26 protein-coding genes are annotated in these 25,422 nt (G+C 33.5%); 5 read left to right on the forward strand and 21 right to left on the reverse strand.

The window, feature by feature from the left end; translation table 11 throughout:
* Positions 1–70 precede the first annotated feature (70 nt).
* The 4 genes from K8B81_RS11665 to K8B81_RS11680 form a co-directional block, all read right to left on the reverse strand.
* Positions 71–604, reverse strand: a complete 534-nt coding sequence (locus K8B81_RS11665; RefSeq protein ID WP_223681677.1) for a tetratricopeptide repeat protein — start codon at positions 602–604, stop codon at positions 71–73.
* A gap of 34 nt (positions 605–638) precedes the next feature.
* Positions 639–1,328: a peptide chain release factor H gene (gene prfH, locus K8B81_RS11670; protein WP_025572149.1), complete on the reverse strand. Its 690-nt coding sequence runs from the start codon at positions 1,326–1,328 to the stop codon at positions 639–641.
* A gap of 2 nt (positions 1,329–1,330) precedes the next feature.
* Positions 1,331–2,722, reverse strand: coding sequence for an RtcB family protein (locus K8B81_RS11675; RefSeq protein WP_223681679.1), 1,392 nt, complete (start codon positions 2,720–2,722; stop codon positions 1,331–1,333).
* Positions 2,723–3,309: 587 nt separating this feature from the next.
* Positions 3,310–4,587, reverse strand: coding sequence for an MFS transporter (locus K8B81_RS11680; protein WP_223681681.1), 1,278 nt, complete (start codon positions 4,585–4,587; stop codon positions 3,310–3,312).
* 262 nt (positions 4,588–4,849) lie between these two features.
* Here K8B81_RS11680 and bshC point away from each other — a divergent pair, with 262 nt between their 5' ends.
* From bshC to K8B81_RS11695, 3 genes are all read left to right on the forward strand, one after another.
* Positions 4,850–6,439 (forward strand): bacillithiol biosynthesis cysteine-adding enzyme BshC, encoded by a 1,590-nt coding sequence (bshC, locus tag K8B81_RS11685; protein WP_223681683.1) that lies wholly within the window; start codon positions 4,850–4,852, stop codon positions 6,437–6,439.
* Positions 6,440–6,554: 115 nt separating this feature from the next.
* Positions 6,555–7,826 carry an acyltransferase family protein gene (locus K8B81_RS11690; RefSeq protein WP_223681685.1) on the forward strand — a complete coding sequence of 424 codons (1,272 nt, stop codon included), beginning with the start codon at positions 6,555–6,557 and terminating at the stop codon, positions 7,824–7,826.
* Between the two features lie 177 nt (positions 7,827–8,003).
* Positions 8,004–8,423 carry a nucleoside-diphosphate kinase gene (locus tag K8B81_RS11695; RefSeq protein ID WP_223681687.1) on the forward strand — a complete coding sequence of 140 codons (420 nt, stop codon included), beginning with the start codon at positions 8,004–8,006 and terminating at the stop codon, positions 8,421–8,423.
* A 154-nt stretch (positions 8,424–8,577) separates the two neighbouring features.
* On the opposite strand, the gene K8B81_RS11700 is transcribed toward K8B81_RS11695, so the two are convergent.
* Positions 8,578–8,874: a DUF721 domain-containing protein gene (locus K8B81_RS11700; protein ID WP_223681689.1), complete on the reverse strand. Its 297-nt coding sequence runs from the start codon at positions 8,872–8,874 to the stop codon at positions 8,578–8,580.
* Positions 8,855–9,295, reverse strand: coding sequence for a hypothetical protein (locus tag K8B81_RS11705; RefSeq protein ID WP_223681691.1), 441 nt, complete (start codon positions 9,293–9,295; stop codon positions 8,855–8,857). Before K8B81_RS11705 ends, K8B81_RS11700 begins: the two co-directional genes overlap by 20 nt.
* Positions 9,296–9,544: 249 nt before the next feature.
* On the opposite strand from K8B81_RS11705, the gene K8B81_RS11710 reads away from it, so the two are divergent.
* Entirely contained in the window at positions 9,545–10,609 is a 1,065-nt protein-coding gene (locus K8B81_RS11710) for a serine hydrolase domain-containing protein (protein ID WP_223681693.1), read from the forward strand.
* Between the two features lie 97 nt (positions 10,610–10,706).
* Here the strand turns inward: K8B81_RS11710 and K8B81_RS11715 are convergent, their stop codons facing one another.
* The 11 genes from K8B81_RS11715 to K8B81_RS11765 all read right to left on the reverse strand — a co-directional run bounded on the left by K8B81_RS11715 (position 10,707) and on the right by K8B81_RS11765 (position 18,839).
* On the reverse strand, positions 10,707–10,871 hold the full coding sequence (locus tag K8B81_RS11715) for a hypothetical protein (protein WP_223681696.1): 165 nt from the start codon (positions 10,869–10,871) through the stop codon (positions 10,707–10,709).
* A gap of 15 nt (positions 10,872–10,886) precedes the next feature.
* Entirely contained in the window at positions 10,887–11,840 is a 954-nt protein-coding gene (gene ftsY, locus K8B81_RS11720; protein ID WP_025572163.1) for a signal recognition particle-docking protein FtsY, read from the reverse strand.
* A gap of 304 nt (positions 11,841–12,144) precedes the next feature.
* The gene (locus K8B81_RS11725) at positions 12,145–12,297 is read right to left on the reverse strand and encodes a DUF4295 domain-containing protein (protein WP_070261881.1); all 153 of its coding nucleotides are present in this window, start codon (positions 12,295–12,297) and stop codon (positions 12,145–12,147) included.
* Between the two features lie 70 nt (positions 12,298–12,367).
* Positions 12,368–12,550, reverse strand: a complete 183-nt coding sequence (gene rpmG, locus K8B81_RS11730; RefSeq protein ID WP_017495179.1) for a 50S ribosomal protein L33 — start codon at positions 12,548–12,550, stop codon at positions 12,368–12,370.
* Positions 12,551–12,577: 27 nt separating this feature from the next.
* A complete protein-coding gene (gene rpmB / locus K8B81_RS11735; protein WP_008468080.1) occupies positions 12,578–12,814 on the reverse strand; it encodes a 50S ribosomal protein L28 in 237 nt (78 codons plus the stop codon).
* 73 nt (positions 12,815–12,887) lie between these two features.
* Positions 12,888–14,138 carry a CinA family nicotinamide mononucleotide deamidase-related protein gene (locus tag K8B81_RS11740; RefSeq protein WP_223681698.1) on the reverse strand — a complete coding sequence of 417 codons (1,251 nt, stop codon included), beginning with the start codon at positions 14,136–14,138 and terminating at the stop codon, positions 12,888–12,890.
* Positions 14,139–14,326: 188 nt separating this feature from the next.
* The gene (locus tag K8B81_RS11745; RefSeq protein WP_025572169.1) at positions 14,327–14,671 is read right to left on the reverse strand and encodes an Hpt domain-containing protein; all 345 of its coding nucleotides are present in this window, start codon (positions 14,669–14,671) and stop codon (positions 14,327–14,329) included.
* Positions 14,671–15,282, reverse strand: a complete 612-nt coding sequence (locus K8B81_RS11750) for a fumarylacetoacetate hydrolase family protein (RefSeq protein WP_025572170.1) — start codon at positions 15,280–15,282, stop codon at positions 14,671–14,673. Before K8B81_RS11750 ends, K8B81_RS11745 begins: the two co-directional genes overlap by 1 nt.
* Positions 15,283–15,349: 67 nt before the next feature.
* Positions 15,350–16,120 carry a 3'-5' exonuclease gene (locus tag K8B81_RS11755; protein WP_223681700.1) on the reverse strand — a complete coding sequence of 257 codons (771 nt, stop codon included), beginning with the start codon at positions 16,118–16,120 and terminating at the stop codon, positions 15,350–15,352.
* 161 nt (positions 16,121–16,281) lie between these two features.
* Complete coding sequence (locus K8B81_RS11760) at positions 16,282–17,592, reverse strand: dihydrolipoamide acetyltransferase family protein (RefSeq protein WP_223681702.1); 1,311 nt, start codon at positions 17,590–17,592, stop codon at positions 16,282–16,284.
* Between the two features lie 83 nt (positions 17,593–17,675).
* Positions 17,676–18,839, reverse strand: a complete 1,164-nt coding sequence (locus K8B81_RS11765; RefSeq protein WP_223681704.1) for a glycosyltransferase family 2 protein — start codon at positions 18,837–18,839, stop codon at positions 17,676–17,678.
* A 253-nt stretch (positions 18,840–19,092) separates the two neighbouring features.
* Between K8B81_RS11765 and K8B81_RS11770 the strand changes: the two genes are divergently transcribed.
* Positions 19,093–19,830: a tyrosine-protein phosphatase gene (locus K8B81_RS11770; protein ID WP_223681706.1), complete on the forward strand. Its 738-nt coding sequence runs from the start codon at positions 19,093–19,095 to the stop codon at positions 19,828–19,830.
* Between the two features lie 79 nt (positions 19,831–19,909).
* Here K8B81_RS11770 and K8B81_RS11775 read toward each other — a convergent pair whose 3' ends face one another.
* From K8B81_RS11775 to K8B81_RS11790, 4 genes are all read right to left on the reverse strand, one after another.
* Positions 19,910–22,303, reverse strand: a complete 2,394-nt coding sequence (locus K8B81_RS11775; protein ID WP_223681708.1) for a GumC family protein — start codon at positions 22,301–22,303, stop codon at positions 19,910–19,912.
* 23 nt (positions 22,304–22,326) lie between these two features.
* A complete protein-coding gene (locus tag K8B81_RS11780) occupies positions 22,327–23,115 on the reverse strand; it encodes a polysaccharide biosynthesis/export family protein (RefSeq protein WP_223681710.1) in 789 nt (262 codons plus the stop codon).
* A gap of 124 nt (positions 23,116–23,239) precedes the next feature.
* Positions 23,240–24,658 (reverse strand): undecaprenyl-phosphate glucose phosphotransferase, encoded by a 1,419-nt coding sequence (locus K8B81_RS11785; RefSeq protein WP_223681712.1) that lies wholly within the window; start codon positions 24,656–24,658, stop codon positions 23,240–23,242.
* Positions 24,659–24,667: 9 nt separating this feature from the next.
* Positions 24,668–25,414, reverse strand: a complete 747-nt coding sequence (locus K8B81_RS11790) for a glycosyltransferase family 2 protein (protein ID WP_223681714.1) — start codon at positions 25,412–25,414, stop codon at positions 24,668–24,670.
* Between the last annotated feature and the right edge of the window lie 8 nt (positions 25,415–25,422).

The following is a 25,422-nucleotide window of genomic DNA, read 5'->3' on the forward strand; positions in this document are numbered from 1 at the left end:
TCTTTCAGGAAAAGATTTACTACTCTATTTAAAACCAAAAAAGGATGCCATAATAGACATCCTTTCTTTTTTACTTTTTCTTCTTTTTCTTCTTTTTCTTCTTGGCCGATTTATCCTTTTTCGAATCACCATTCAATTTTTTGTTCAGCCTTTTTTCAGATTCTTCAATCGTGTAGTCATAAGAAGTATTGATTGTGGTAAGTTTTACTTTTTTAATCACTTTCAAGGCTTTCTTAAACTCTTGCTGACGTTCTAAAAGCATGACTTTCTTCAAAAGGATTTCTGCTTTATTGATTCCTTTGACTGTCAATGCAAAATCAATCAGTTTAGATGCTTCTTCGTAATCTTCATTCAAAATCAAAGTATGAATATAAAAAGGATACACCTCTAAAGCATAAATATTAATCGAAAGTGCTCTCTGAAAATACTCTTTTGCTTCTTCATATTTGAATAACTGATCTGAAAAAACCTGACCGTATAAACACAATGCCATGGTATTTTTATCATCGTAAGACAAGGCATAATCCAACGATTCGATGGTTCCTTCCAACCAATATGGATAATTGTCCAATGCCTGAAAAAGATATTTATCTACTGTTTTCATAATTTTTTCTATTTGGAAATGCAAAAATCAAATCTTATTCCCGGTCGAAATAATCTTCCCGTTTTAATCGTTGCCGTTCTTGTTTGTACTTTTTAACTTGTTTTTGTTTTTTAAAATCTGTACCCTGAAAAACCCGAACCGGATTCCCGCGCTGAATTTGCAATTGGTTGATCCATTGTGCCTGAAATTCGGCTTTGAATTGTTTGACGGTTTCATCTTTAAATTTCTGCAGCAATCTTTCGGTTGCCAGTTTTTTATTCTGATGCTGAGACCGAGAATCCATTGCCACAACACTAATTCCTGTTGGGAGATGAGTCGCTCTTACTGCCGAGCTGACTTTATTTACATGTTGTCCTCCCGCACCGGAACTTCGCATGGCCTGATACTGGATATCTTTCTCTGTAATTTCGGTCGTTGTCGCTTTATCAACTTCAAAAATTCCGATAAACCAATTTTTACGTTTATGAAATTTTCGAAACTGACTCTGTCCAATCCACTGAATGGTTCCTATCCATGAATTAACAAATGTATTCAGATTGTCACTTTCGAGTAAAATCGTGGCTGTTTCTACGGTTCCGTTTTCGATTCCTTTTTCCCGTTGAAGCAAAGTGGTTTTTATTTTATTATCATTTGCTTCTTCCAGAAAAGTTTTCAGTACCTGAGCCACCACCCAGCTGCATTCAGCCGGGCCGCGCCCTGATGTTATTTGAATTATTTTTTCCATAATTATCTGTCCATTCTAACGATTTTTGGTGTAAATGTGCCTAACACATCCACCAGTTCCGTTTGGTTTGCCATAACTTTATTAATGTCTTTGTATGCCATTGGCGCTTCGTCAATATTACCGCCAATCAAAGTCACATCGTTTGCTTTTAAGACTTTGTTGATTTCGCTTTGAGTAAATGATTCTTTACACTTTTTACGAGAAAATAGTCTTCCGGCACCGTGAGAAGCAGAATTTAAACTTTGAGCATTTCCTTTCCCCTGAACAATAAATCCCGGAGCAGTCATCGAACCCGGAATAATGCCCAGTTCACCAACGTTTGCAGGAGTAGCTCCTTTTCGATGCACAATTGCTTCTTTGCCATTTACGATTTCTTTCCATGCAAAATTGTGATGGTTTTCAATCGTTACAACCACTCGTTTTCCTATCCCTTTCGCAATTCGGCGGTGAATATCGTCATGACAGGCTTTGGCATAATCGCCTGCTAAATTCATAGCCAGCCAATATTCCTGACCATCGTGCGTATTCAAATCGAGCCAGGCCAAATGCTGTACATTTTTAGGCAGCGGACATTGTTTGGTTGCCAGATAGGTGTAATGTTTTGCGATATTAGCCCCTAAACCTCTTGAACCACTATGCGAAAGCACTGCAAAATATTCCCCAACTCCAATCTTCCATTCGTTGAGAGGATTAGTGATTTTCGCAATTCCAAATTCTACAAAATGATTCCCTCCGCCGGAAGTTCCCAATTGCTTGTAAGCTTTATTCAAAAGGTTTTTCAAAAGCGGGATATCCTGAAATTCACTTCGGATGAACACTTCGTGATCTGCCCGAATGGTGTGGGTTTCATACATTCCAAACTTTGTATTGTCTTTTAAAATAGCCTGTAGCTGATGCTCTTTTCCTTTAAAGAAAGAAGCTGGTATATCAAAAATTGACAAACTCATTCGGCAGCCTATATCCACTCCAACTCCATACGGAATTACGGCATTATCTGTTGCCAGAACTCCGCCAATTGGTAATCCGTAACCGGAATGCGCATCTGGCATTAAAGCTCCGGCTACTGAAATTGGTAATTTTAAGGCATCATATAACTGATATTTCGCCTGTTCATCAATTTCATTTTCTCCGAAAATAGAGAAAGGTGCTCTTGTATTATTAAGCTGATGCATTCTGACCTGTACCGGATTTACTAATCCTTCTGCCACTTTTCCCCAGGTTCCATGTCCGGTAAATTTTTCCGGAAACAGTAAAACTTCTTTGGCTTCGGTTAATATACTTTCTTTTTTTTCTCGTTTTCTGTATCGGTTGATTTGACCCAAGGCGATATTGATACTATTATTTTTTGGAAAGCCTATTTTAATCAGGTCTTTTCCGGATAATTTATTTCCCATTTGTTTTTTACTATTGAAATTCTTCCAAAATCAATATTGCCTGTTTCTCTTTCACAAAATGAAATGCTTTATCTTAAACATTTAAGGCATAAGAATACGCACAAAACATCATGCAAAATCTGAGCAATAGATCTTGATAAACATTTTATCTGAAACAGATAAATTCAGTTCTGGTATCCGGGAATTTTGAAGTGTCTAGAATAAAAAAAGCCCGAAAGTTATTTTCCTTCGGGCTTGTTCATATCTCTAAATTGATTTACTATGATTGAGAAAAGCCACGAAGACACATGCCAACAGAATCTGATCCTGATGCGATGTTTTGAGAGGTAAGGTTTAATACAAACATTGTCTTCGTTTATTAATAGTTAATTACTTATTTTCTGATGCAAATTTTGTAAATTATTTTTTGAATAAACAAATTAAATCACAAAATTTTCTTAAAAATATCTTTAAAACACTGAATAACAATTATTTAATACATAATAAATATTCCATAAACATAAAAAAATCAGGTAATCTTAAGATTTTTTCAAAAAAATAGGTAATGAATAATTCATTACCTCTGTATAAATTAGTTTTCAGAAATATTAAAACTGATGTACTTTTTTAGAAATCACTAAAAAGGAAATTAATGAAATAATAGCTGCAATGGTCAGGTAAAAACCAACATAATTCAAACCATACGTACTTGCCAGCCAAATTGCAATCATGGGTGCAAATGCTGCTCCTAGAATTCCAGCCAGATTAAACGTTAAAGATGCACCTGAATAACGAACAGTGGTAGGAAACAACTCTGATAAAAATGTTCCCAGAGGTCCGTAAGTAAATCCCATCAAAGACATTCCGATACAAACAAAAGCGGTTACTAAAAACGGACTTCCGGAATTAAGGAATAACGAAAAGAAAAATCCAAAAGCAGCAATAGCAATTGTAGTGAAAATTAATATTTTACGACGGCCAATTTTATCGGCAACCAAAGCTGAAATGGGAATAAAAAGAGCGAAAAACAATACCGAAAACAATTGAATCAGCAAAGCATCTCTTTTTACATAACCTAAATCTGAAGTAACCCAACTCAGGGTAAACACTGTCATTAAATAAAATACCAGGAAGGTTGTTACAGCTCCTAATGTCCCAAAAATCAATTGATTTTTATACGATTTTACCAAAGTTAAAAAGGGAACTTTTACTTCTTCGTGCTCATTTTTAGAATTTTCAAAGGATGGCGTTTCAGAGATTTTAGTTCGGATATAAAAACCAACTATAACCAATAACGAACTGGCGATAAAAGGAATTCTCCAGCCATAATTCATGAAATCTTCATTACTCATTGAATCCGTCAGCAATAAAAAAGTCCCTCCGGAAAGCAGTAATCCAATAGGTGCTCCCAATTGCGGAAACATTCCGTACCAGGCACGTTTATGCGGCGGTGCATTTTCAATCGCTAACAAAACAGCTCCTCCCCACTCTCCTCCTAAACCAACACCTTGCCCGAATCGGCAGAGCATCAATAATAAAGGAGCGGCAACACCAATACTAGCATAACCAGGCAAAAATCCGATGGTGACTGTCGAAATTCCCATAGTCAATAAGGCTGCAACTAAAGTGAATTTACGTCCGATTTTATCTCCGTAATGTCCAAAAAAAGCAGATCCCAACGGACGTGATAAAAATGCAATGGAAAAAGTAGCTAAGGATTCCAAAGTTGCCATGGTAGCATCTGAACCGGGAAAAAATAATTGAGGAAAAACCAATACGGCTGCATTGGCATAAATATAAAAATCAAAAAATTCAATTGTGGTGCCAATAAGGCTTCCAAACAGAACATGCTTTAAGGAGTTCTTTTGATTGGGATTACTTTTCATATTACTGTGATATAACTTTTTTACTTGCAAAAATAGAGTTTCATTGTAAATAATTCAGTTTTAGAAAAATTAGTTTCACAACACTCGCGTTTTTTAACAAATTTTATAAATTTTCAACATTACACAACTTTTTAAAAACTAAAAACCTGATTATAAAGTTTTTAAATACAAAAATAAAAATCAAATCATAAGCTATCGTTAAAACCATTTTTAACTGTATATTTTCATTAAATTTACAGCTGTCAAAAATAAAATCAAGATTATGCCAAGCGACTGTATCAGCTATCAAAACTCAGGATATTTCTCTAAATTGATGCAAGATTATTTAGATCAGAAATCAGAATTAAAACCGCTGTACAATCGCTTTCCAACACTTGAAAATTTTGAAAAACAAATTATAGAAAAGCAATCAAATTTTGATAATGCAAACCGAATTGCGCTAGTAAATACGCTGAAGAAGCAATATCAAAATATCGAAATTTCTGATGCGACTAAGCAAAATATTGAGCTTTTAGCACTGCAAAACACCTTTACGATTACAACCGGACATCAGCTAAATTTGTTTAGCGGCCCTTTGTATTTTTTATATAAAATCATTTCAACAATTAACCTGACCAAAGAATTAAAATCAAAATATCCAACTTATAATTTTGTTCCGGTCTATTGGATGGCAACAGAAGACCATGATTTTGAAGAGATTAATTATTTTAATTTTAAAGGAAAAAAATTCAGATGGAATAAGGAAAGTACCGGTCCTGTAGGAAGGCTCTCAACGGAAGGTTTAGCCGAGTTTCTCGAAATTTATGCTTTGGAATTGGGATCAAGTACAAATGCCAATACGCTGAAAAAACTGTTTGAAGATGCTTATCTAAAACATGATAATCTTGCTGATGCAACACGTTTTTTAGCCAATAGTTTATTTGCATCTCAGAGCTTGGTTATAATTGATGCAGATGATGCCGACCTGAAACGAGCTTTTATACCGTATGCAAAAGAAGAATTAGTGGAACAAACTTCCTTCAAAGCAGTACAGGAAACAATCGAAAAACTGACCGATTATAGTGTTCAGGTAAATCCGCGCGAGATCAATTTGTTTTATATCGAAGACAATCTTCGTGAGAGAATTATTTTTGAGAACGAAAAATATTACGTAAACAATACCAAAATTTCATTTTCTAAAGACGAGATCCTAAAATTATTAGAACGCAATCCTGAAAAATTCAGTCCAAATGTGATTATGCGTCCGTTGTATCAGGAAATTATCCTACCTAATTTATGCTACATTGGCGGAGGCGGAGAAATTGCTTACTGGCTGGAATTGAAATCATTTTTTGATGCCGTAAACATAACTTTCCCAATCCTTTTAGTCCGTAATTCGGTACTTTTAGCAACTGAAAAACAGGTTAAAAAAGCAGATCAGCTGCATTTAAACTGGAAAGACCTATTTACAAAACAAGAAGATTTATTAAACGCTGTAACACATAAAATATCAGCTTTTCCGATTGATTTATCGGCTCAAAAAGAAATTCTGAAAACCCAGTTTCAATATCTTTACGAATTAGCGGATCAAACCGATAAATCTTTTTCAGGCGCAGTAAAAGCACAGGAAATTAAACAAACAAAAGGTCTTGAGAATCTTGAAAAACGTTTGCTTAAAGCACAAAAAAGAAAACTGCAGGATCAATTAGAAAGAGTTACTGATTTGCAGTGTGAGCTTTTTCCAAATAGCAGTTTGCAGGAACGTCAGGCCAATTTCTCTGAATTTTATTTAGAAAAAGGCGAACAATTAATTCCATTACTAACTCAAAAATTAAGACCTTTAGAAACTAATTTTTCTATTATTACAATATAATTACATACAAAATACGACAATAATTCAGAATAAAATAACCACTCCGTTCCGGATTATTGTTGCAAACCAAATAGCGATTTTTAAAATAATTAACTAACCAATTTACCCAAAACAAATGGTAAAAGAACGCTTAATTTCGCTAGATGTCTTTCGTGGACTCACTATTTTATTAATGACAATTGTCAATAATCCGGGAGACTGGGGCAATGTTTATCCTCCTCTCTTACATGCCGACTGGCACGGATGCACCCTAACCGATTTGGTATTTCCTTTTTTTGTTTTTATTATGGGAGTGGCAGTTCCGCTTGCGATGCCTGAAAAATTTTATGACAGTACAACATTCAATAAAATTTTAGTCCGCTCACTTCGAATGTTATGCTTGGGGATTTTCTTCAACTTTTTTGGTAAAATTCAATTATTTAGGCTTGATGGAATTCCACTTTTAATTGGACGTTTAGCCATAACTATTGCTGTTGGTTATGCTTTAATGGGAAGTTTTAATTCTAAAGTCAAAAATATTTTAGCCTTTTCAATTCTGCTTATTTATTTGGTTTTGGCTTACAGCGGTATCGAAGCCTATCATGATGTAAGGCTTCCTGGGGTTTTACAACGAATTGCCATTGTATATTTCGTAGTCTCGCTTTTATATTTAAAAACGACACAAAAAACACAAATTATAACCGGAGCTGTTTTATTATTAGGATATTGGGCTGCAATGACACTAATACCCGTTCCCGGAATTGGAGCTGCTAATCTTGAAAAAGGAACCAATCTGGCTTCATGGCTGGATAGCATTTTACTGGAAGGCCATATGTACAGCGGTACTGTCACCTGGGATCCGGAAGGAATTTTAAGTACTATTCCATCAATTGTAAATGGAATTATCGGACTATTAATTGGACAATTTCTACAAAGTGATAGTTCTAAATTAAAAAAAGCATTAAAAATGGGCAGGATTGGCGCTTTTCTTATCATTTCAGGATTACTTTGGGATTTGTTTTTTCCAATAAACAAATCGCTTTGGACAAGCAGTTACGTTTTATTTACAACTGGATTGGCAACCGTATTTTTTACCATTTTGTATTATCTGATTGATATTGCCGATTACAAAAAAGGATTTAAACCCTTCCTTATCTGGGGTGTAAATCCGATGATTGTATTTTTTAGTTCTCAAATTATACCGCAGGCTTTGGTAATGATCCAGTTTCAAAATCCAAAAAATCCCGAAGAACAAACTAATCTTTTAGATTTCTTATATCGTTTCTGGATTGCGCCATTCTTCAGTAACCCAATGACAGCCTCATTAGCCGGTGCATTAGTTTACGTTTGCATCTGGACCTTTATTCTATGGATTTTCTACAGAAACAAGTTGATTTTCAAAGTTTAAATAACATTTAAAATTTGTAGAGACGCACAGCAGTACATCTTCTTTTTTTTGATCCGCAATTCTCAATTCTCAATTTTCTTAACCAAAACATCATTCTGCTGTACTTTAATTATGAATTTATTAAAATCAATTCGCAAAAAAGTTCTATTTTTGCACCAAATTTAAAAAACACAAAAAATGGCTACAAATAGAACTTTTACCATGATTAAGCCGGATGCTGTTGCAAACGGACATATCGGTAATATCCTGGCAATGATTACTAACGCAGGTTTCAAAATCGTTTCATTAAAATTAACACAATTAACTGTTGCCGATGCAAAAGCATTTTACGCAGTTCACGCAGAAAGACCTTTCTACGGAGAATTAGTTGAATTCATGTCACGCGGCCCAATTGTTGCGGCAATTTTAGAAAAAGAAAACGCTGTAGAAGATTTTAGAACTCTAATCGGAGCTACAAATCCTGCTGAAGCTGCTGAAGGAACTATTCGTAAAGCATACGCAACTTCTATTGGAGAAAATGCAGTTCACGGATCTGATAGCGATGAAAATGCCGCTATCGAAAGTGCATTCCACTTTGCAGGAAGAGAACAATTTTAATTTAGACATCATCTTAGATGGTTAGATTTTTAGACTTACTTAGATAGATCTTATAAAAAAACAGACTCACTTTCAATGAAGTGGGTCTGTTTTTTTTATATCTAACAATCTTTTAATCTAAGTCAGTCTAAAAATCTAATAAGTCTAAGTAAATCTATCTCAAAACCACATCCTTCACAACCTCACGACCAAGTTCTTCATTTATCATTTTAACGATTTTAGATTTTCCGTGGCTTAATTCTTCACGTAAAACAGCTGATGCCAGTTCTACATAAAGTGTAGTCCCTTTAAGGATAACATTTCTTGTATACGTTTTTACGCCATTCCCCATCAAATTTGCCCACGCCTCTTTTACATCAATCTGATCCATTCCGGGCTGCAATTTATTTACCTGAATAATCTGCTGCAAAACAGCTCCAATCGTACTTTCGTTATTTAGTCTTTTCGCCATCTTTTAATAAATTTACTGGTCCTGATTTTTTATAATGATATTCTTTATTCTGATTATTTTTCACAACAAAAGTCTCATCTGAAATTGCAATCAGCTCTTCGCTCCACTTTGCATAATCCGTTTTATAATCCAGAAACGCTCCTTTATCTGTAAAACGAACAGATACATTTTCAAAAGTATTTGTTGTCAAAAAAGTTCCGTCAAGCTGCGCCATCACTTTTGTCCGCGTCCCTTTAGCCCCTTTAATCTGAAAATAATCGAAGTTCTCATTCATTCCGTATAACTTCTCCTCACCTTTATCAAAAACCACCTTTTCAATTTCCCAATAGCCATTCAGTTTTGCAATATCTGCCGGTTTAATTTCCTGCTTGCAGCCCACAAACAAAAGCGATACAACTAAAATCATAAAAGTGTTTTTCATACTATATATTTTAATAAGAAGCTATTCCTGCTGTCCGCTGTATTCCCTATTAACAAAAACTACGGCTAAAAGCCTTGTTTTTCTAAATCGGGAGATGCCGCTTCCATCAGGGCTAGGGCTCCGGTTTTCAAAAGATTTTTAGAGAACTACAAAGTTAACTTTATAAACTTTAAAAGAAATAAAAATCTGCTAAACACATTAAACTATTTTATATATTTTTGGTCATACCACAAACCAAAAACATAAACCATGACTAAAACAATTTACAAGATTCTGATTCTGTTAGTATGCATCAGCTGTAGTAAAGAAGACAACAGCTCTGACACCACTCCAACACAAAACATGTATTTTCCTCCTCTGACAGGAAATACTTGGGAAACCCAATCTATTTCAGACCTAAAGTGGAACCAAAATGCTGTTCAGCCGCTTTTAGATTATTTAGAACTCAAAAACTCTAAATCATTTATCATCTTGGTTAATGGCCGAATCGTTTTAGAAAATTACTTCGGAGACCATTCAGCAACCAAAAACTGGTATTGGGCAAGTGCAGGAAAAACATTAACCTCTACCGTTACAGGAATTGCCCAACAAGAAGACCTCATCAACATTAACAATAAAGTCTCACAATATCTAGGCACTGGGTGGACAAGCGAAACACTTGCGAAAGAGAATTTAATTACCTGCAAACATCTATTAACAATGACATCAGGTCTTGATGACAGCACTGATGATGTTGAACCAGCCAATCTAATCTACAAAGCCGATGCAGGTACACGCTGGGCATATCATAATGTTTACGTAAAACTTCAGGATGTTGTCGCAGCAGCGAGCAAACAGAACTGGTCAGCCTATTTCAACGCTAAATTGAGAGATAAAATTGGGATGGATGGCGCTTGGGTTCAATTAGGCGTAAACAGCGTTTATACAAGTACTACCAGAAGCATGGCGCGTTTTGGTTTACTGATGCTGAATAAAGGAAAATGGGATAACAATACTATTTTGAATGAAACTTATTTCAATGAAGCCACTAATACATCTCAAAACATTAATTTAGGATACGGTTACCTCTGGTGGCTAAACGGAAAAGCGAATTATCATCTTCCTCAGTCACAACTTACTTTTCAGGGAAGTGTAATTCCAACTGCTCCAAGCGATATGTTTATGGCCCTGGGAAAAAACGATCAAAAAATCTATGTTATTCCAAGCAAAAAAATGGTTGTCATTAGAATGGGAGATGCTGCTGACAATGTAAATCTGGCCTTATCTGATTTTGATAAGGTCTTATGGCAGAAAATTAGTGCATTATACCAATAACACAAAATAATTACAGTAATTTCCATCCCTTACTTTCAAAAAGCTTTTGCATTCCCTGCAGAAGCTTTTTGAATAAATAAAAAAAGCAAATAGAAAACTATCTTTTTGTACGGATTCTTTTCAACATTCCTGCAAAAAAGAAAGCCAGCCCCAATACCAATAGAACATAATAAAAAGACAAGCTTTTATCTTTTGAGACATTTGCAATAACAAAACAAAGAACACTTGCAAAATAAAATGCAACAGGAGGTATATTTTTCATTTTATGTTTAAGGAATTATTTAAAAAAACTGTCAACGAATTCATATTTATTAAAGACTTGCAAATCTTCAATTCCTTCGCCAACGCCAATGTATTTAACCGGAATTTGAAACTGGTCTGAAATACCAATTACAACACCGCCTTTTGCAGTTCCGTCTAATTTTGTAACAGCCAGGGAAGTTACCTCAGTTGCTGCTGTAAACTGTTTTGCCTGCTCAAAAGCATTTTGACCTGTAGAACCATCCAAAACCAAAAGTACATCGTGAGGAGCATCAGCTATAACTTTCTGCATTACACGTTTTACTTTTGAAAGTTCGTTCATCAGATTAATTTTATTATGCAAACGGCCTGCTGTGTCAATAATTACCACATCAGCATTTTGTGCTACGGCTGACTGCAAAGTATCAAAAGCGACAGAAGCAGGATCGCTTCCCATATTTTGTCTCACAATTGGAACATCAACACGGTCCGCCCAAACCTGTAATTGATCGATTGCAGCCGCACGAAAAGTATCTGCAGCTCCCAAAACCACTTTGTGTCCGGCTTTTTTAAATTGATACGCCAACTTACCAATAGTAGTGGTCTTACCTACTCCGTTTACCCCGACAACCATTAAAACATATGGTTTTTTATCTTTTGGAATTTCGAATTCTGTTGCTTCACCTGTATTGGTTTCAGACAATAAAGCCCCGATTTCATCTCGAAGAATCTGGTTTAATTCGTCTGTCCCTAAATATTTATCTTCAGCAACACGTTTTTCAATTCTTTCGATAATTTTCAGAGTAGTATTTACCCCTACATCAGATGCTACCAGAATCTCTTCCAGATTATCTAATACATCATCATCAACTTTGGATTTTCCGGCTACAGCCTTGCTTAACTTTGAGAAAAAAGTTGTTTTTGTTTTTTCAAGACCTTTGTCTAAAGTCTCTTTTTTATCGGAAGAGAATAATTTTTTAAAAAAACTCATTTATTTTGTAGGTTTAAGATGTTAAGATTTTAGATAATCTGAAATCCAAATCTTTAAAGAAAGCCCATTGCATAATTTAGCCCCGATTACTTCACATAATTTACATTTCGATCGGAGTTCAGTGAACTACGTTTTTAGCCAAAACACCTTTATTCTGGACTTCAGAATAAAACTTGTAGCAAAAAGCAGGAATCCATTATCAAAAAAAGCCAATTTGCAATGCTTCTTTAAATTTTAAACAAATATAAAAAATAAAAAAGCTACTTCCGAATGAAAGTAGCTTTTCTATATAATGTAATTGTAATTATTTCTTTTTCAAGAATTCATCAACTTCTTCAGGAGCCATAATAGATTCTACGAATGTATATGCACCAGTTTTAGGAGATTTTACCATTTTGATGGCTTTTGACAATCTCTTAGAAGCTGTTTGTAACGATGCTACGGTTTTCTTTGCCATGATTCAAATGTTATTGAAATTAATAAAAAAACAAATGACTGGATTTGAAATTTTATTAAACCTCTAATTATTACTTAATTTCTTTGTGAACAGTTACTCTTTTCAAGATAGGATTAAATTTTTTAATCTCTAATCTGTCCGGAGTATTTTTTTTGTTCTTTGTTGTGATGTATCTTGAAGTCCCTGCAACACCAGAAGTTTTGTGTTCAGTACATTCTAAAATTACCTGGATTCTATTACCTTTCTTTGCCATCTTGCTATATATTTATTTAGGAAAAGATTATTTGATAAATCCTTCTGACTGCGCTTTTTTCAAAACAGCAGTGATTCCATTTTTATTAATTGTTTTTATCGTAGATGCTGCTACTCTAAGAGTAATCCATCTATCTTCTTCTGGAAGATAAAAACGCTTTTTAACTAAGTTTACAGAAAACTTTCTCTTAGTTTTGTTCATAGCGTGAGAAACGTTATTTCCTACCATCGCTCTTTTACCTGTAAGGTCACAAACTCTTGACATTATACTTATCTTTTATCGTTATTCAAAATCAGGGTGCAAAGAAAAGAAAAATAAACCATTTAACAAAAAAATATTACACAATTTTCAAAATTTCTTTCTGCAATATTTCCAGACTCTTAATGGTAGCCCTATCTATCACTTTTTCACGAGGTTGCCCAAAGTTAAATTCTTCTGTAATGACTCCATTTGGCGTGGCCAAAGCAATAAACACAGTTCCAATTTCAGCATCTGAATCACCTTTGGAAGGACCCGCATTCCCAGTCGTAGCAATAGCATAGTCAGTTTTAAGCAACTGTTTTACATTCAAAGCCATAGCCAATGCTACCTCTGCACTTACTACCGAAAATTCATCTACCAAATCCTGCGAAATACCAAGAACATTAACTTTTGCCTCTGTTGCATAGGAAACAACACTGCCTTTAAAGTAGTTAGACGCACCTGGAACAGCTGATAACAATGAAGCTATTTTCCCGCCAGTAAAACTCTCAGCAGTCGAAATAGTTTTATTTTGCTGAACCAGCAATTTCCCTACCGCAACTTCGATAGTTTCATCGTCATCAAAACCTACTATAATATCGTGAATTATAGCATCCAACGACTTTACATTTTCTTCTATTGCAGCCTCCAAAACATCTTTATCTGTACCTCTCGCGGTCAATCTCAAACGAACACGACCGGGATTTGGAAGATAGGCAAGCTTAATAAAATCCGGTAAATTATTTTCCCAATGCTCAATACGTTCTGCAACTAAACTCTCGCCCTGCCCGTAAGTCAAAATGGTTTTATGAATAATATAAGGGCGTTTATATTCGCGGACAATTTTAGGAATTATCTCTTCTTCAACCAGATATTTCATTTCATATGGCACACCAGGGAGTGAAATAAAAACAGTATTTTCTTTTTTCATCCACATTCCGGGCGCTGTACCAACTTTATTATGAAGTATAGTACAAGTGGAAGGAACCAGAGCCTGATCTTTATTCATCTGCGTAATCGGACGCTTAAAATAACCTTCGATTAATTGGGTAACATGAGCCAAAACTTCCGGATTTACAACCAGCTGGTCATCAAAATATTCACAAAAAGTTTTTTTTGTGACATCATCCTTAGTTGGGCCTAATCCTCCTGTTACAATCACTAGATCGACTTTATTCTGGAGTTGTGAAAAAGCATCTAAAATATGCTTTTTATCATCGCTTATCGAAATCATCTCCCTGACCTCAACTCCAATTCGATCTAATGCTTTAGCAATGAATCCGGAGTTAGTATCAATAATCTGACCTATTAAAATTTCATCACCAATAGTAACGATTGTTGCTTTCATTTTTGATTTTTTTCTATTCAACTTTAAGCTGTTTGCAGAAGTAAAACTGTGAGCAGAATTGCGCGATAGTAGAAACGGAATCCTTTGCGACATTAAAAAACGGCTTGTCGAAAAATTTCCGGACAAGAGGCATAGCAGCACCTTGCTAATTTTAATCCTGCTTTTTAAGGCTAAAATAATGCCAAGTATTAAACATCGAAGTCTTTTTTTATCTCTTTAACAGCATCATTTACTTGTTTTTTGATGCTTTTAAAAGTTTCTATAATTTCTTTCTTTTTACCTTCAGCCTTGGTCCAGGCCTCAACCTGCAAAATTTCCTCAAAAGCTACATTCAAACCCATCAAATCAAGGGTTGGTTTTATTTTATGCGCATAAGAATAGGCATGTTTGTGATCTTTCTTCTTAATCCCCTCTTTTATTTGCTTCAAATCTTCCGGCACTTCAGTAACAAACAACCTTAGAATTTCATTTACAAATTCCGAATCATTGTCTGAAAGCGCGTAAACTTTTGATAAATTATATTTTAATGCCATTATTTTACTTGTATTCTAAATAATTTTTTATCTTCTAAAAAGCCTTCTAAAACATCATTTGGCTTAACCGCCGCAACTCCTGCCGGCGTTCCGGTAAATATAACATCACCTATTTTTAGAGTAAAATACTGTGATACATACGAAATAAGCTCGTCTATTTTCCACAACATAAGACTTGTATTCCCCTTCTGAACTGTCTTGTTGTTGTTCAGAAGTTCAAAATTAATATTTTCAACAGAATTAAAAAGTGTCTTTGATAAAAAATCCCCAATTACTGCAGAACCATCAAAAGCTTTGGCCTTTTCCCACGGCAGTCCCTTCTCTTTTAACTTTGTTTGTAAATCACGAGCTGTAAAATCAATCCCTACGCTAATTTCATCGTAATATTTATGTGCAAATTTAGGCTCTATATACTTACCCACCTTATTAATTTTTACAACAATCTCGATTTCATGATGAATATCTTCTGAAAATTCCGGAATAACAAACGGATGCTGCTTTAATAAAACCGCCGAATCCGGTTTCATAAAAATAACAGGTTCTGAAGGCCTTTCATTTTTTAATTCTTCAATATGATTGGTATAATTTCTCCCGATGCAGATTATTTTCATATCAATTGTTGTTGGTTTCCAGTTGTCGGTTGCTAGTTACAAAAACAATCAACAAACAACTATTAACTTACTTGGTGTTTAACTTTCTTAATTTAATTGCTGTCAAAACTTTTTTCGTATATAGAGGAAAATCAGCATTTTGAATCCAGCTAAAATAGCCAGGTTCTGACTCTAAAACTTTTTCAACTTTTGCACCTTTATGTTTTCCGAAAGTAAAAACTTCTTCATTGTCTTTATCAAAAGCAATCATTCCGGCAAAATCAGCAATTTTTTTGCGGGTTGTAAATTCTGACAATGACTTAATATCATTTTCCAGTTCAGGATAGCGATCTAACTGCGCTTTCAATATTTCATAAGTTGCCATTGTGTCTGCTTCTGCAGAATGTGCGTTTTCAAGACTTTTTCCGCAATAAAATTTGAATGCAGCACTTAATGTACGCTCTTCCATTTTATGAAAAATAGTCTGAACATCTACAGAAACTTTATTTTTCATATCAAAATCAACTCCTGCACGAAGTAATTCTTCAGCTAATAAAGGAATGTCAAAACGATCTGAATTAAAACCTCCCAGATCACTGTCTTTAATCATATTGTATACTTGAAGAGCCAACTCATTAAACGTTGGTTCGTTCGCCACTTTTTCATCTGTTATGCCATGTACTTCGGTTGTATGCGGTGGAATTGGAATTGTTGGATTAACTAACCAGGTTTTGCTTTCTTTATTTCCGTTTGGAAAAACTTTAAATATTGAAATTTCTACAATCCTGTCTTTCCCGATATCAATTCCGGTCGTTTCTAAATCGAAAAAGCAGATTGGTCTGCTGAGTTTGAGTTCCATTTTTTTATTTTTGAATTTACAAAAGTAATTTTTAAAGCCGAATTATCACTAACAATTACCGCAAACAACTGTTAAATTATTTTATAAAGGCAGATATTACGAAAATAAAAAATCCGGCAAAATTGAATTATGCCGGATTTAACATTCTAAAATATATTATTTTAAAAATCCCTATCAACATCAAATGCTTCTAAATACTCCGCCACACGTTTCACAAAGCTTCCGCCTAAAGCACCATCTACTACCCTATGATCATAAGAATGCGATAAAAACATCTTCTGACGAATTCCTATAAAATCACCTTCAGGCGTTTCTATAACTGCAGGAACTTTTCGAATAGCACCTAAAGCCAGGATTCCAACTTGTGGCTGATTGATAATTGGAGTTCCAAAAACACTTCCAAAAGTACCTACATTTGTCACAGTATATGTGCCTCCCTGAGTATCATCAGGTTTTAGCTTTCCGGTTTTAGCACGATTTGCCAAGTCATTTACCGCTTTTGCCATTCCGACAAGATTTAACTGATCTGCATTTTTAATAACAGGCACAATCAGATTGCCATTTGGCAAAGCTGCAGCCATTCCTAAATTTATATTCTTTTTTTTGATAATGTAATCTCCCTCAACTGATATATTAATTCCAGGAAAATCTTTTATTGCTTTTGCAACAGCTTCCATAAAAATAGGTGTAAAGGTAAGTTTTTCGCCTTCTCTTTTTTCAAAAGCAGCTTTAACCCTTTCTCTCCATTTGACAATATTCGTCACATCCACTTCAATGAAAGACTGAACATGCGCAGAAGTTTGAAGCGATGCTGTCATATAGCCAGAAATTAATTTACGCATTCTGTCCATTTCAACAATTTCATCCTCTCCATTAACAGAAACCGGAACTGTGTGTTGCGTTTTTTGAGGTATTAGTTCTGCTGATTTTGGAGAAAGTACAACTTCTACTTTTTTATCATCAGATTTACGGTTTTCAATGTATTTTAAAATATCTTCTTTCGTAACACGTCCTTCTTTTCCTGAACCTGGAATAGCTTCTAATTCAGAAACAGAAATACCTTCTTCCTTAGCTATATTTTTCACCAATGGGGAAAAGAATTTATCCGAATCAGAGAAATTCTGAGGAGTTGAAACAGCTTCTCTTGCAGCATCAATTGTTTTCTCAATTTCAATTGCCTCAGCAGGAATTACTGTTTTTTCAATCGATTTTACTTCTGAAGCATTATCTCCTTCTGTTTCAATAATTGCTATAACTTGTCCAACCTGAACCAGATCATCTTTGCCAAATAATTGTTCAACTAAAATCCCCGACACTTCACTTGGTACTTCACTATCAACCTTGTCTGTTGCAATTTCCAGTACCGCTTCGTCAGCTTCAATTTTGTCTCCAACTTCTTTCAACCAGTTTGTAATGGTTGCTTCAGCTACACTTTCTCCCATTTTCGGAAGTCTCAATTCAAATCTTGCCATATTATTAACCTAAAAGGTGATTTTGATTTTAAGATTGCGAAATTACTAAATATTCAAAATATAAATTACATAAAATTTAATTTTTACTGAATTTTTATTATTTCACCACGTTCATTTTTAGAATTACTTCCAATTATAAAACTAGTTTTTTTAGGTAAAATTTTAAAAGTAATATTAGTACGTTTAAGACTTTCTAAGATTTCGATACATTTTTTAAAAGAAACGTATTGATTATCTAAAATAATCTCAATTCTTTTACCCCCTGAAAGGAGGCACGAATTTACCATTTTTTCCTTTTTGAAATCTAAAAAATTGACATTATTTTTTAAAACTGAAGACAATTGGGTACTCAAAATTTCATTTTCCGAAAAGAAAACATAACTTTCTGGTAATGGATTTGACTTAGGTTTTCCCTGAAACATTTTTACAACCGAAAAAAGAAGAATTCCAACTTTAATAAAAACCGAAAAAAATAAGGATTTTCTAAAATGTTTTTTATAGAAAAATTCCATTGCCTCCTGAAATCGTCTCATGTATTTTTCGTCCTTAACAGTACTTTCTCCTTTATAATGTAGTACTGATGTTTCATGAAAATAATAATTATTTTTTTGCTTTTGTAAAACAGAATAAGATAAATCTATATCGTCTGCATACATAAAACAATTTTCATCAAAACCTCCGATTTGCAAGTACAATTCGCGTTCCATCACCATAAATGCACCTACCAAAATATCAACCTTTCCTGTTTTATTTTCTGACAAATGCTGTGCATAATACTGATTGAAAAGCTTTTGATTTGGAAAAAACTTATATAAACCAAAAATTTTTGTAAAAGCAACCCACGGCGTTGGGGTTCCGCGTTTGCTTTCAGGCAGAAAATTTCCTGTCCCGTCAATTAATTTACAGCCGATAATACCGAGATTCTTTTTTTCTTCGGCGAAAGCCAGAATTTTTATAAAAGTATCTTCTGCAACTACTGTATCGGGATTAAGAATACAAATATATTTGCCTTTAGCCTCAGCTACACCAATATTATTTCCTCTTGGAAATCCTGAATTTTCTTTATTTTCTATTAGTCGTACCTTCGGAAACCTGTTTTTCATCATTATGCAGCTATCATCATCAGAATTATTATCCACCACAATGATTTCCCCATCAATACCAGAAAGGGCTTCCTGCACACTCAATACGCACAGTTCCAAAAAATAGCGTACATTATAATTAAGAATAACAACTGATAACTGCATCAAAAAATTTAAGTTGAAATATTTGGGAAAGTTAAAAATTTTCAATCAAACCCAAAGTGATAAAAGACATTTTCGCTCTTCAGAAGATACGGCACCAGATACCACTATTTTTTATTTATATAATTTTAGAAATGATTCTTGCAATAGAACTCAAAATATTCGGATAAATGTTAATTCATATTTCTTCACATCTCAATGGTAAAACTCCGGCAATAAACAAAAAAAGTTGTTGCATTTTTTCTACTTTTGCCTCATGCTATCATTCTTAAAACAAAAACCACATTTAAAGGATCTTTTATCAGGTGATTATATTGATATCCACTCGCATTTATTGCCAGGCATAGACGATGGTGCCAAAACAATATCTGACACAGAGAGCTTAATAAAATCATTCGAAAAGATTGGGGTTTCGCAATTTATAACGACGCCCCATATTAGTCATTATATATGGAATAATTCTCCTCAGACTATTCAAAAAAATCATGCCGAAACAAGCACACTATTAAGCAACACTAATGCATCCAAACCTTTTTTGGCTGCAGCAGAATACTTTATGGACGACTGGTTTGAAAAGCATTTTCAAAATGAAAAGCTTCTTCCATTAAAAGACAATTATGTCTTGGTAGAAATGTCATATATAAATGCACCAATACAGTTGTATAAAATTTTATTTGATTTACAGGTCGCAGGATACAAACCCGTTTTAGCGCATCCGGAACGATATTTATTTTATCATAAAAATTTCATTGAATACGAAAGACTAAAAAAAGCAGGGTGTTTGTTTCAATTGAATTTATTGGCTGTTGTAGGCTACTACGGTGAAGAAGTTACTAAAATCTCTGAACAGTTATTGAAAAAGAGAATGTATGATTTTGTGGGTACAGATGTACATCATAACAATCACATAGCTGCCTTTGATAAAAGAGTAAAAATAAATGCAATTGAAGGATTGAAGGAAATCATATCCAATAATCAATTTTTTAAATTTTAAAATTCATTAGTTTTACCTATAACTAAAAAAAGGTTCAAAATTATTTGAACCTTTTAATTTTTCATAAAACAGACTATATTTAACTTATATCTTTTTTGATTTTTCTAAACCATGATTTTTTTTCTATTTTAACACCATAGCCATAACCATAGCCATATCCTTTGGTCGAATCAGTGTCATTAAGCACAATACACATATTTGGCAATTTCTTTTCTCTATAAAATGTATTTGCGATAGATAACATTCTTTTCTCTAAAACATTCGCACGCATTACATATACAAAAGTATCTGCATTTTTAGCTACCAGTAATGTATCAGCTACTAAACTGACAGGAGCTGTATCTACTATAATGTAATCGTATTCCTTTTTTAATGTTTCAAATAGAGTATCTACATTTTTACTCATCAACAACTCTGCAGGATTAGGAGGGATTACGCCAGAAGGCAGTATGTAGAAATTCTCATAATCATTATGCTTAATAATGTATTTGCTTATATCTGTATCATTGGAAGACAAATAATTCGTTAATCCAAAATTTGGCATCGCAAAATAGTCCATAAATTTTGGATTTCTAATATCCATTCCTATCAACAAAACCTTTCTTCCGGATAATGCGAAAGTAGCAGCCAGATTTACAGATACTAATGTTTTACCTTCCGCAGGAAAAGTAGAGGTCACAAAAATAGTTTTTGCTAAACCATCCGGGACATTTGTCAACATAAATTCTAGGTTTGTCCTGACAATACGTATCGCCTCTGCTGAACTTGTCCTGCTCTCAGTTTTGATCAGTTCATTTGCATCTTCAGAAGTAGGGATATCGCCAATAAAAGGTATCTGGGTTTTTCCCTCCAGATCTAGTCTGCTTTTAATTTTAGTATCTAACAAATCATGTCCGTAGATAATTCCAAAGGGGATCAAAAGACCTATTAACAAACCTGCAAGATAAATAACTTTTTTCTTTGGGCTTACTGGAATCTTATTTGCTTTAGCAGCATCAATAACACGTGCATTAGGTTCAGTAGCAGCCAAAGAAATCGCAGTTTCCTCCCGTTTCTGCAGCAAATACAAATACAATTCTTCTTTTACTTTTTGCTGTCTGGCAATCACCCTAAACTGACGCTCCTGTACCGGAATTTTACCAATTTTACTATTCAAAATTCTTTCCTGACTTTTTAAATCGCGGTTTTGGATCTGTAAATTAGACTGCATCCTTTTTAAACTTGTCGCAACATTGGCTTTAAGTGATGAAATCTGTGCATCTAATTTTACTACTGAAGGATTCTCGGTAGTAGCCGATTTTAAAATTCGGTTACGGTCTAAAACTAACTGATTGTATGACGTGATTAATCCACCAGTTTCCCCATTATCCGTTATGATGTTGGTTGGAAGTAAATCTGAATTTGTACTTTTTTTAATAAAATCCAGCAAGGACGAAACTACATTCAACTGAATTTCAGTCTCCACACCCTTTTTATCATATTCATTCGAACCCTCAATAAAAAGCTTGGCTTCAGATTCAATATCTGTTAACTGATTTGATTTTTTAAAGCTTTCTACATCCTGTTCTACGCCGTCTAATTCTTGTGTAATCAATGCCAGACGTTCAGAAATAAATTTAGATGTGTTTTCAGAAATAAAATTCTTATCCTCAGCAGCATTTTCATTATATATTTGTATCATATTATCCAGAAAATCCTCAGCTTTTTTCTGAACAGGATCTGTTATAGATACATTAACTACACTACTTGTCTTGCTTATAGATTCTACTTTTAAACTTTTTCTAAAGTTTGCCGTTACACTCTCAAGTGGACGAATATTAATTCTAATTGGCTTATTGTTCAAAACATTATTTTGTTTGTAAAATGCGGTTTTACCTATAATTAACACGCCTATATTTGTGGGTATTTTTTCACCAAATTTAAATTGTTTTTTTGATGACAAAATAACATTTTCTACTATAGTTTCATCCATAATTACATTCTCTAAGGAAAAACTATCTTTAGATAATAAATCTAATTTTAAAGTTACATTAGCTTCATCGAATAGCTCGGTTTTATTGAGGAAATCAATACTAATTGGGCTAGCTCCGTAAATATCTCGATCTACTACATTTCCTTCAACTAAAAGACTAATGTTCAAATTGAGTTTTTTGACTGTTGATTCAACTAATGTCCTTGACTTTAAAATTTCAATCTCATTATCAACATTATTAACTGAACCACCACTTAGGCCTAAATCAGAAAAAGCAGATAATTCTGAAAGCATCCCTCCTTTTTTTTCATCCTTCACCAATATAGAAGTACTTGCTTCATAACTTGGTGTAGTGTAGCGTAAGTATAAAAATGATAAGATCAAACAAAGCATAACGCTTAAAATAAACCATTTCCAATGAATTAAATATTTATCAAATTGTTCCCGAAGATTCACTTCACTTATCTCATCCTCTAAAGGCTCATTATAAAAATCTTGCATTGTTTTATGTCTTTGTTTATTTTTTATTTAAATAGCAGAACAGAAAGTGATATTAAAATAGAAATTGCTGATATAATAACAGAAGTATTAGGTCCTACGGCCGAGGCATTCACTTTAGTATTATTAGGTTCTACATACACAATATCATTTTGCGCCAAATAGTAAAAAGGAGTATTTATAAAATCTGCCTTTGTGATATCAACCCTATTAAATGATTTCGCGCCATTAATTTCACGTATAACAAGAATATTATTCCTTTTACCGTAAATGGTTAAATCTTTTGCCTTACTTAAAGCTTCAATCAATGTAATTCTCTCAGACTCGATTGAATATGTACCAGGAATATTAACCTCTCCCTGTATCGAAATCTTAAAGTTCATAATTCGCATATTAATAATTGGATTCTTAATATAAAAACCTATTTTATCCTTCAAAGACTGTAACACTTCTGTCCTTGTCATTCCTCCCACATGTAATTTTCCTAAAACAGGGAATTCAATATTTCCGTTACTATCTACCAAATAAAACTGCATAACTTGTTGCCCAACTGAAGCCTGCAAATTAGAAGGATTCGGCACTGCGGCAGAATTTAAATTAAATGGAATCGCAATTTCAGGATCTTCAGCAGAAACTATTATCATAAGTAAATCATCTGGTTGTATTTTAACTTCATAAGAAATAGAATTAGAAGTAGTAATACCATCTATATTTTGATAATAAACAATTTTCTTTTTAGAAGCACATGAAAAAAATAATAAAACTATTAAAACATATAAAGATTTCTGTATAAGTTTAAAAAAATTAAAATTCATTAGAAGTGTAGATTTATAGGACAATAATTAATTAACATTTAGCTTTTTCTGAAGTACTTGAAATATCAATTCAATTGTCGTGATTATTTATTGAAGTTAAGTATTTTTAATTAATAAAAAAGCTTTAATATGCATTTTCTTCTCCCTTATATACATTAATAACTGTTTTAATAATAATTTTAATATCCAACAATATACTCCAGTTTTCGATATACCAAATATCATGTTCAACTCTGTTTTCCATATCAATAAGTTCCCTGGTTTCGCCTCTGTAACCATTTACCTGGGCCCACCCGGTAATACCTGGTTTTGCATATTGGCGTACCAAATAATTCTCAATCAGATCAGTATATTGTTTAGTATGATTGACCATATGTGGACGCGGGCCTACTACTGACATATCGCCCAAAAATACATTAAAAAACTGAGGTAACTCATCTATACTCGTTTTACGAATAAAAGCACCAATTTTGGTAATGCGTGAGTCTCCTTTTTCTGCCTGTAATTTATCTGCCTGTTTGTTAACCCTCATGCTTCTAAATTTCCAGCAAAAGAAGGATTCATTATCACGGCCTGAACGTTCCTGTTTAAAAAACACAGGTCCGGGAGATTCTATTTTAATCAGAATCATTATTATTGGAAACAACCACGGAAAAATCAGAAGTATGACCCCTAAAGAAAAAACAATATCAAATCCCTTTTTAAGTAACCTGTTAACGGTATATTCCAAAGGCTCTCTTCGAAACATTAAAACAGGTGTGTTTTCGTAAAATGAAATTTCTACTTTACTTGATTTTGTATATAACTGAAAGTCTGGAATAAACTTAATACGAACCATGTGGTGTTCGCAAATTTTTATGAGTTTACTGATCACGCTAACATTATCTATATGCAATGCTACGTACACTTCATCTACATGATTAGTGATTAAATATTTTTCTACATCTTCAAATCCCCCTAATACCGGTGAAGAAATGAAAGCAAATGGATCTATTTTTTCATCAAAAAAACCTAAAAAACGATAACCATATGTTAAATCTTTTGATAATGTTTTACGCATTCGTTCGCCAGTATCATTTGCCCCCACTATAATTACATTTTTAAAATTATATCCTTTTGCACGGATATATTTTAGAAGCTCCATAGATAAAAAACGGGACAACATTAATAAAACAAAGAAAAAAGCATAAAAGTATAATAATCGAAGCCTGGAAATTTGTGAATATTTTAAAAACAGCACAAAAAAAGCAATTATAGCAATGTGAAAAGCAAACTTTTTAGTAGTTCTTTTCAAAATAGACTCCAATGGCTCTACTCTTACTATTCGATAAGAATCATTACGCAATAACAACGCTATCCATATCAAGTTGGTTAGAAAAGAAACGGTCTGCACTTCTTTAAGGTAAAGTTTGTCCAGATTACCAAACCGAACCCACGAAGACAATACTATTGCAAAATTTAAAAGTATTACATCCCACACCACAAAAAAAAGTTTGAAATAACGCGAGAGGCGATGGCGTGATAAAGTATCTAAAATCTTCATAAAGTATATTTATTTTTTTATGTATTGCATTAAAGCAAGGAACTTTTTTTGAAAAACAACTTTTATTCCCGATAACTTATGATACTTATATATATTATAATCTTCTATTAAGACTTCAAAAGCTCTTTTATAATTGGTACTTAACCCACCCATTCTCATTTTTACTATATAGGTATTGAGATAAGTGATATTTATTTTGTATTTGAATAAATAGCGCAATAAAAATTCTGTATCTGAGGCGATTTTAAAGTCCAAATTATAATACCCATATTTGTTTATAACGGATTTTTTAATATAAACTGTAGGATGCAGCGGCAACCATCCTGATTTTAATCTTTTATAATCATAATCACCACCAATTCTGTTACGTACTATTTTCTGCTGATCATCATTTGTAACATAAATACCATCTCCATATATCGCATCAATATCAGAATTATTCTTAAAAATTTCTGCTATTTTAGAAACAACACCTGTATCATAAAAGACATCATCAGAATGCATTAATCCTATTACATCTCCTGTTGCCATGGCTAATCCTTTATTAATTGCATCATACATTCCTTTATCCGGTTCTGATACATATTTGGAAATTCGATCTAAATAGGATTCAATAATTTGCTTAGTTCCGTCTGATGAGTTACCATCTACAACAATGTATTCAATATTTTTATAATCCTGATTTAAAACGCTCTCTACAGCAGCTGCTATAGTTTCTTGGCGGTTATAACAAATTGTAATTATGGAAACTTTCATATTTATAA

Source organism: Flavobacterium hibisci (genome assembly GCF_020026925.1).
Taxonomy (GTDB): Bacteria; Bacteroidota; Bacteroidia; order Flavobacteriales; family Flavobacteriaceae; genus Flavobacterium; species Flavobacterium hibisci.

Coding starts and splice junctions, on each gene's coding strand:
- K8B81_RS11680 (WP_223681681.1), bottom strand. CDS start 4,587: ATGAAAAGTAATCCCAATCAAAAGAACTCCTTAAAGCATGTTCTGTTT.
- K8B81_RS11755 (WP_223681700.1), bottom strand. CDS start 16,120: ATGGAACTCAAACTCAGCAGACCAATCTGCTTTTTCGATTTAGAAACG.
- K8B81_RS11750 (WP_025572170.1), bottom strand. CDS start 15,282: ATGAAAATAATCTGCATCGGGAGAAATTATACCAATCATATTGAAGAA.
- K8B81_RS11695 (WP_223681687.1), top strand. CDS start 8,004: ATGGCTACAAATAGAACTTTTACCATGATTAAGCCGGATGCTGTTGCA.
- K8B81_RS11760 (WP_223681702.1), bottom strand. CDS start 17,592: ATGGCAAGATTTGAATTGAGACTTCCGAAAATGGGAGAAAGTGTAGCT.
- K8B81_RS11765 (WP_223681704.1), bottom strand. CDS start 18,839: ATGCAGTTATCAGTTGTTATTCTTAATTATAATGTACGCTATTTTTTG.
- K8B81_RS11710 (WP_223681693.1), top strand. CDS start 9,545: ATGACTAAAACAATTTACAAGATTCTGATTCTGTTAGTATGCATCAGC.
- K8B81_RS11715 (WP_223681696.1), bottom strand. CDS start 10,871: ATGAAAAATATACCTCCTGTTGCATTTTATTTTGCAAGTGTTCTTTGT.
- K8B81_RS11665 (WP_223681677.1), bottom strand. CDS start 604: ATGAAAACAGTAGATAAATATCTTTTTCAGGCATTGGACAATTATCCA.
- K8B81_RS11700 (WP_223681689.1), bottom strand. CDS start 8,874: ATGGCGAAAAGACTAAATAACGAAAGTACGATTGGAGCTGTTTTGCAG.
- K8B81_RS11780 (WP_223681710.1), bottom strand. CDS start 23,115: ATGAATTTTAATTTTTTTAAACTTATACAGAAATCTTTATATGTTTTA.
- K8B81_RS11785 (WP_223681712.1), bottom strand. CDS start 24,658: ATGAAGATTTTAGATACTTTATCACGCCATCGCCTCTCGCGTTATTTC.
- K8B81_RS11675 (WP_223681679.1), bottom strand. CDS start 2,722: ATGGGAAATAAATTATCCGGAAAAGACCTGATTAAAATAGGCTTTCCA.
- ftsY (WP_025572163.1), bottom strand. CDS start 11,840: ATGAGTTTTTTTAAAAAATTATTCTCTTCCGATAAAAAAGAGACTTTA.
- K8B81_RS11745 (WP_025572169.1), bottom strand. CDS start 14,671: ATGGCATTAAAATATAATTTATCAAAAGTTTACGCGCTTTCAGACAAT.
- K8B81_RS11775 (WP_223681708.1), bottom strand. CDS start 22,303: ATGCAAGATTTTTATAATGAGCCTTTAGAGGATGAGATAAGTGAAGTG.
- K8B81_RS11705 (WP_223681691.1), bottom strand. CDS start 9,295: ATGAAAAACACTTTTATGATTTTAGTTGTATCGCTTTTGTTTGTGGGC.
- K8B81_RS11740 (WP_223681698.1), bottom strand. CDS start 14,138: ATGAAAGCAACAATCGTTACTATTGGTGATGAAATTTTAATAGGTCAG.
- K8B81_RS11790 (WP_223681714.1), bottom strand. CDS start 25,414: ATGAAAGTTTCCATAATTACAATTTGTTATAACCGCCAAGAAACTATA.
- K8B81_RS11690 (WP_223681685.1), top strand. CDS start 6,555: ATGGTAAAAGAACGCTTAATTTCGCTAGATGTCTTTCGTGGACTCACT.
- prfH (WP_025572149.1), bottom strand. CDS start 1,328: ATGGAAAAAATAATTCAAATAACATCAGGGCGCGGCCCGGCTGAATGC.
- K8B81_RS11770 (WP_223681706.1), top strand. CDS start 19,093: ATGCTATCATTCTTAAAACAAAAACCACATTTAAAGGATCTTTTATCA.
- K8B81_RS11725 (WP_070261881.1), bottom strand. CDS start 12,297: ATGGCAAAGAAAACCGTAGCATCGTTACAAACAGCTTCTAAGAGATTG.
- bshC (WP_223681683.1), top strand. CDS start 4,850: ATGCCAAGCGACTGTATCAGCTATCAAAACTCAGGATATTTCTCTAAA.
- rpmB (WP_008468080.1), bottom strand. CDS start 12,814: ATGTCAAGAGTTTGTGACCTTACAGGTAAAAGAGCGATGGTAGGAAAT.
- rpmG (WP_017495179.1), bottom strand. CDS start 12,550: ATGGCAAAGAAAGGTAATAGAATCCAGGTAATTTTAGAATGTACTGAA.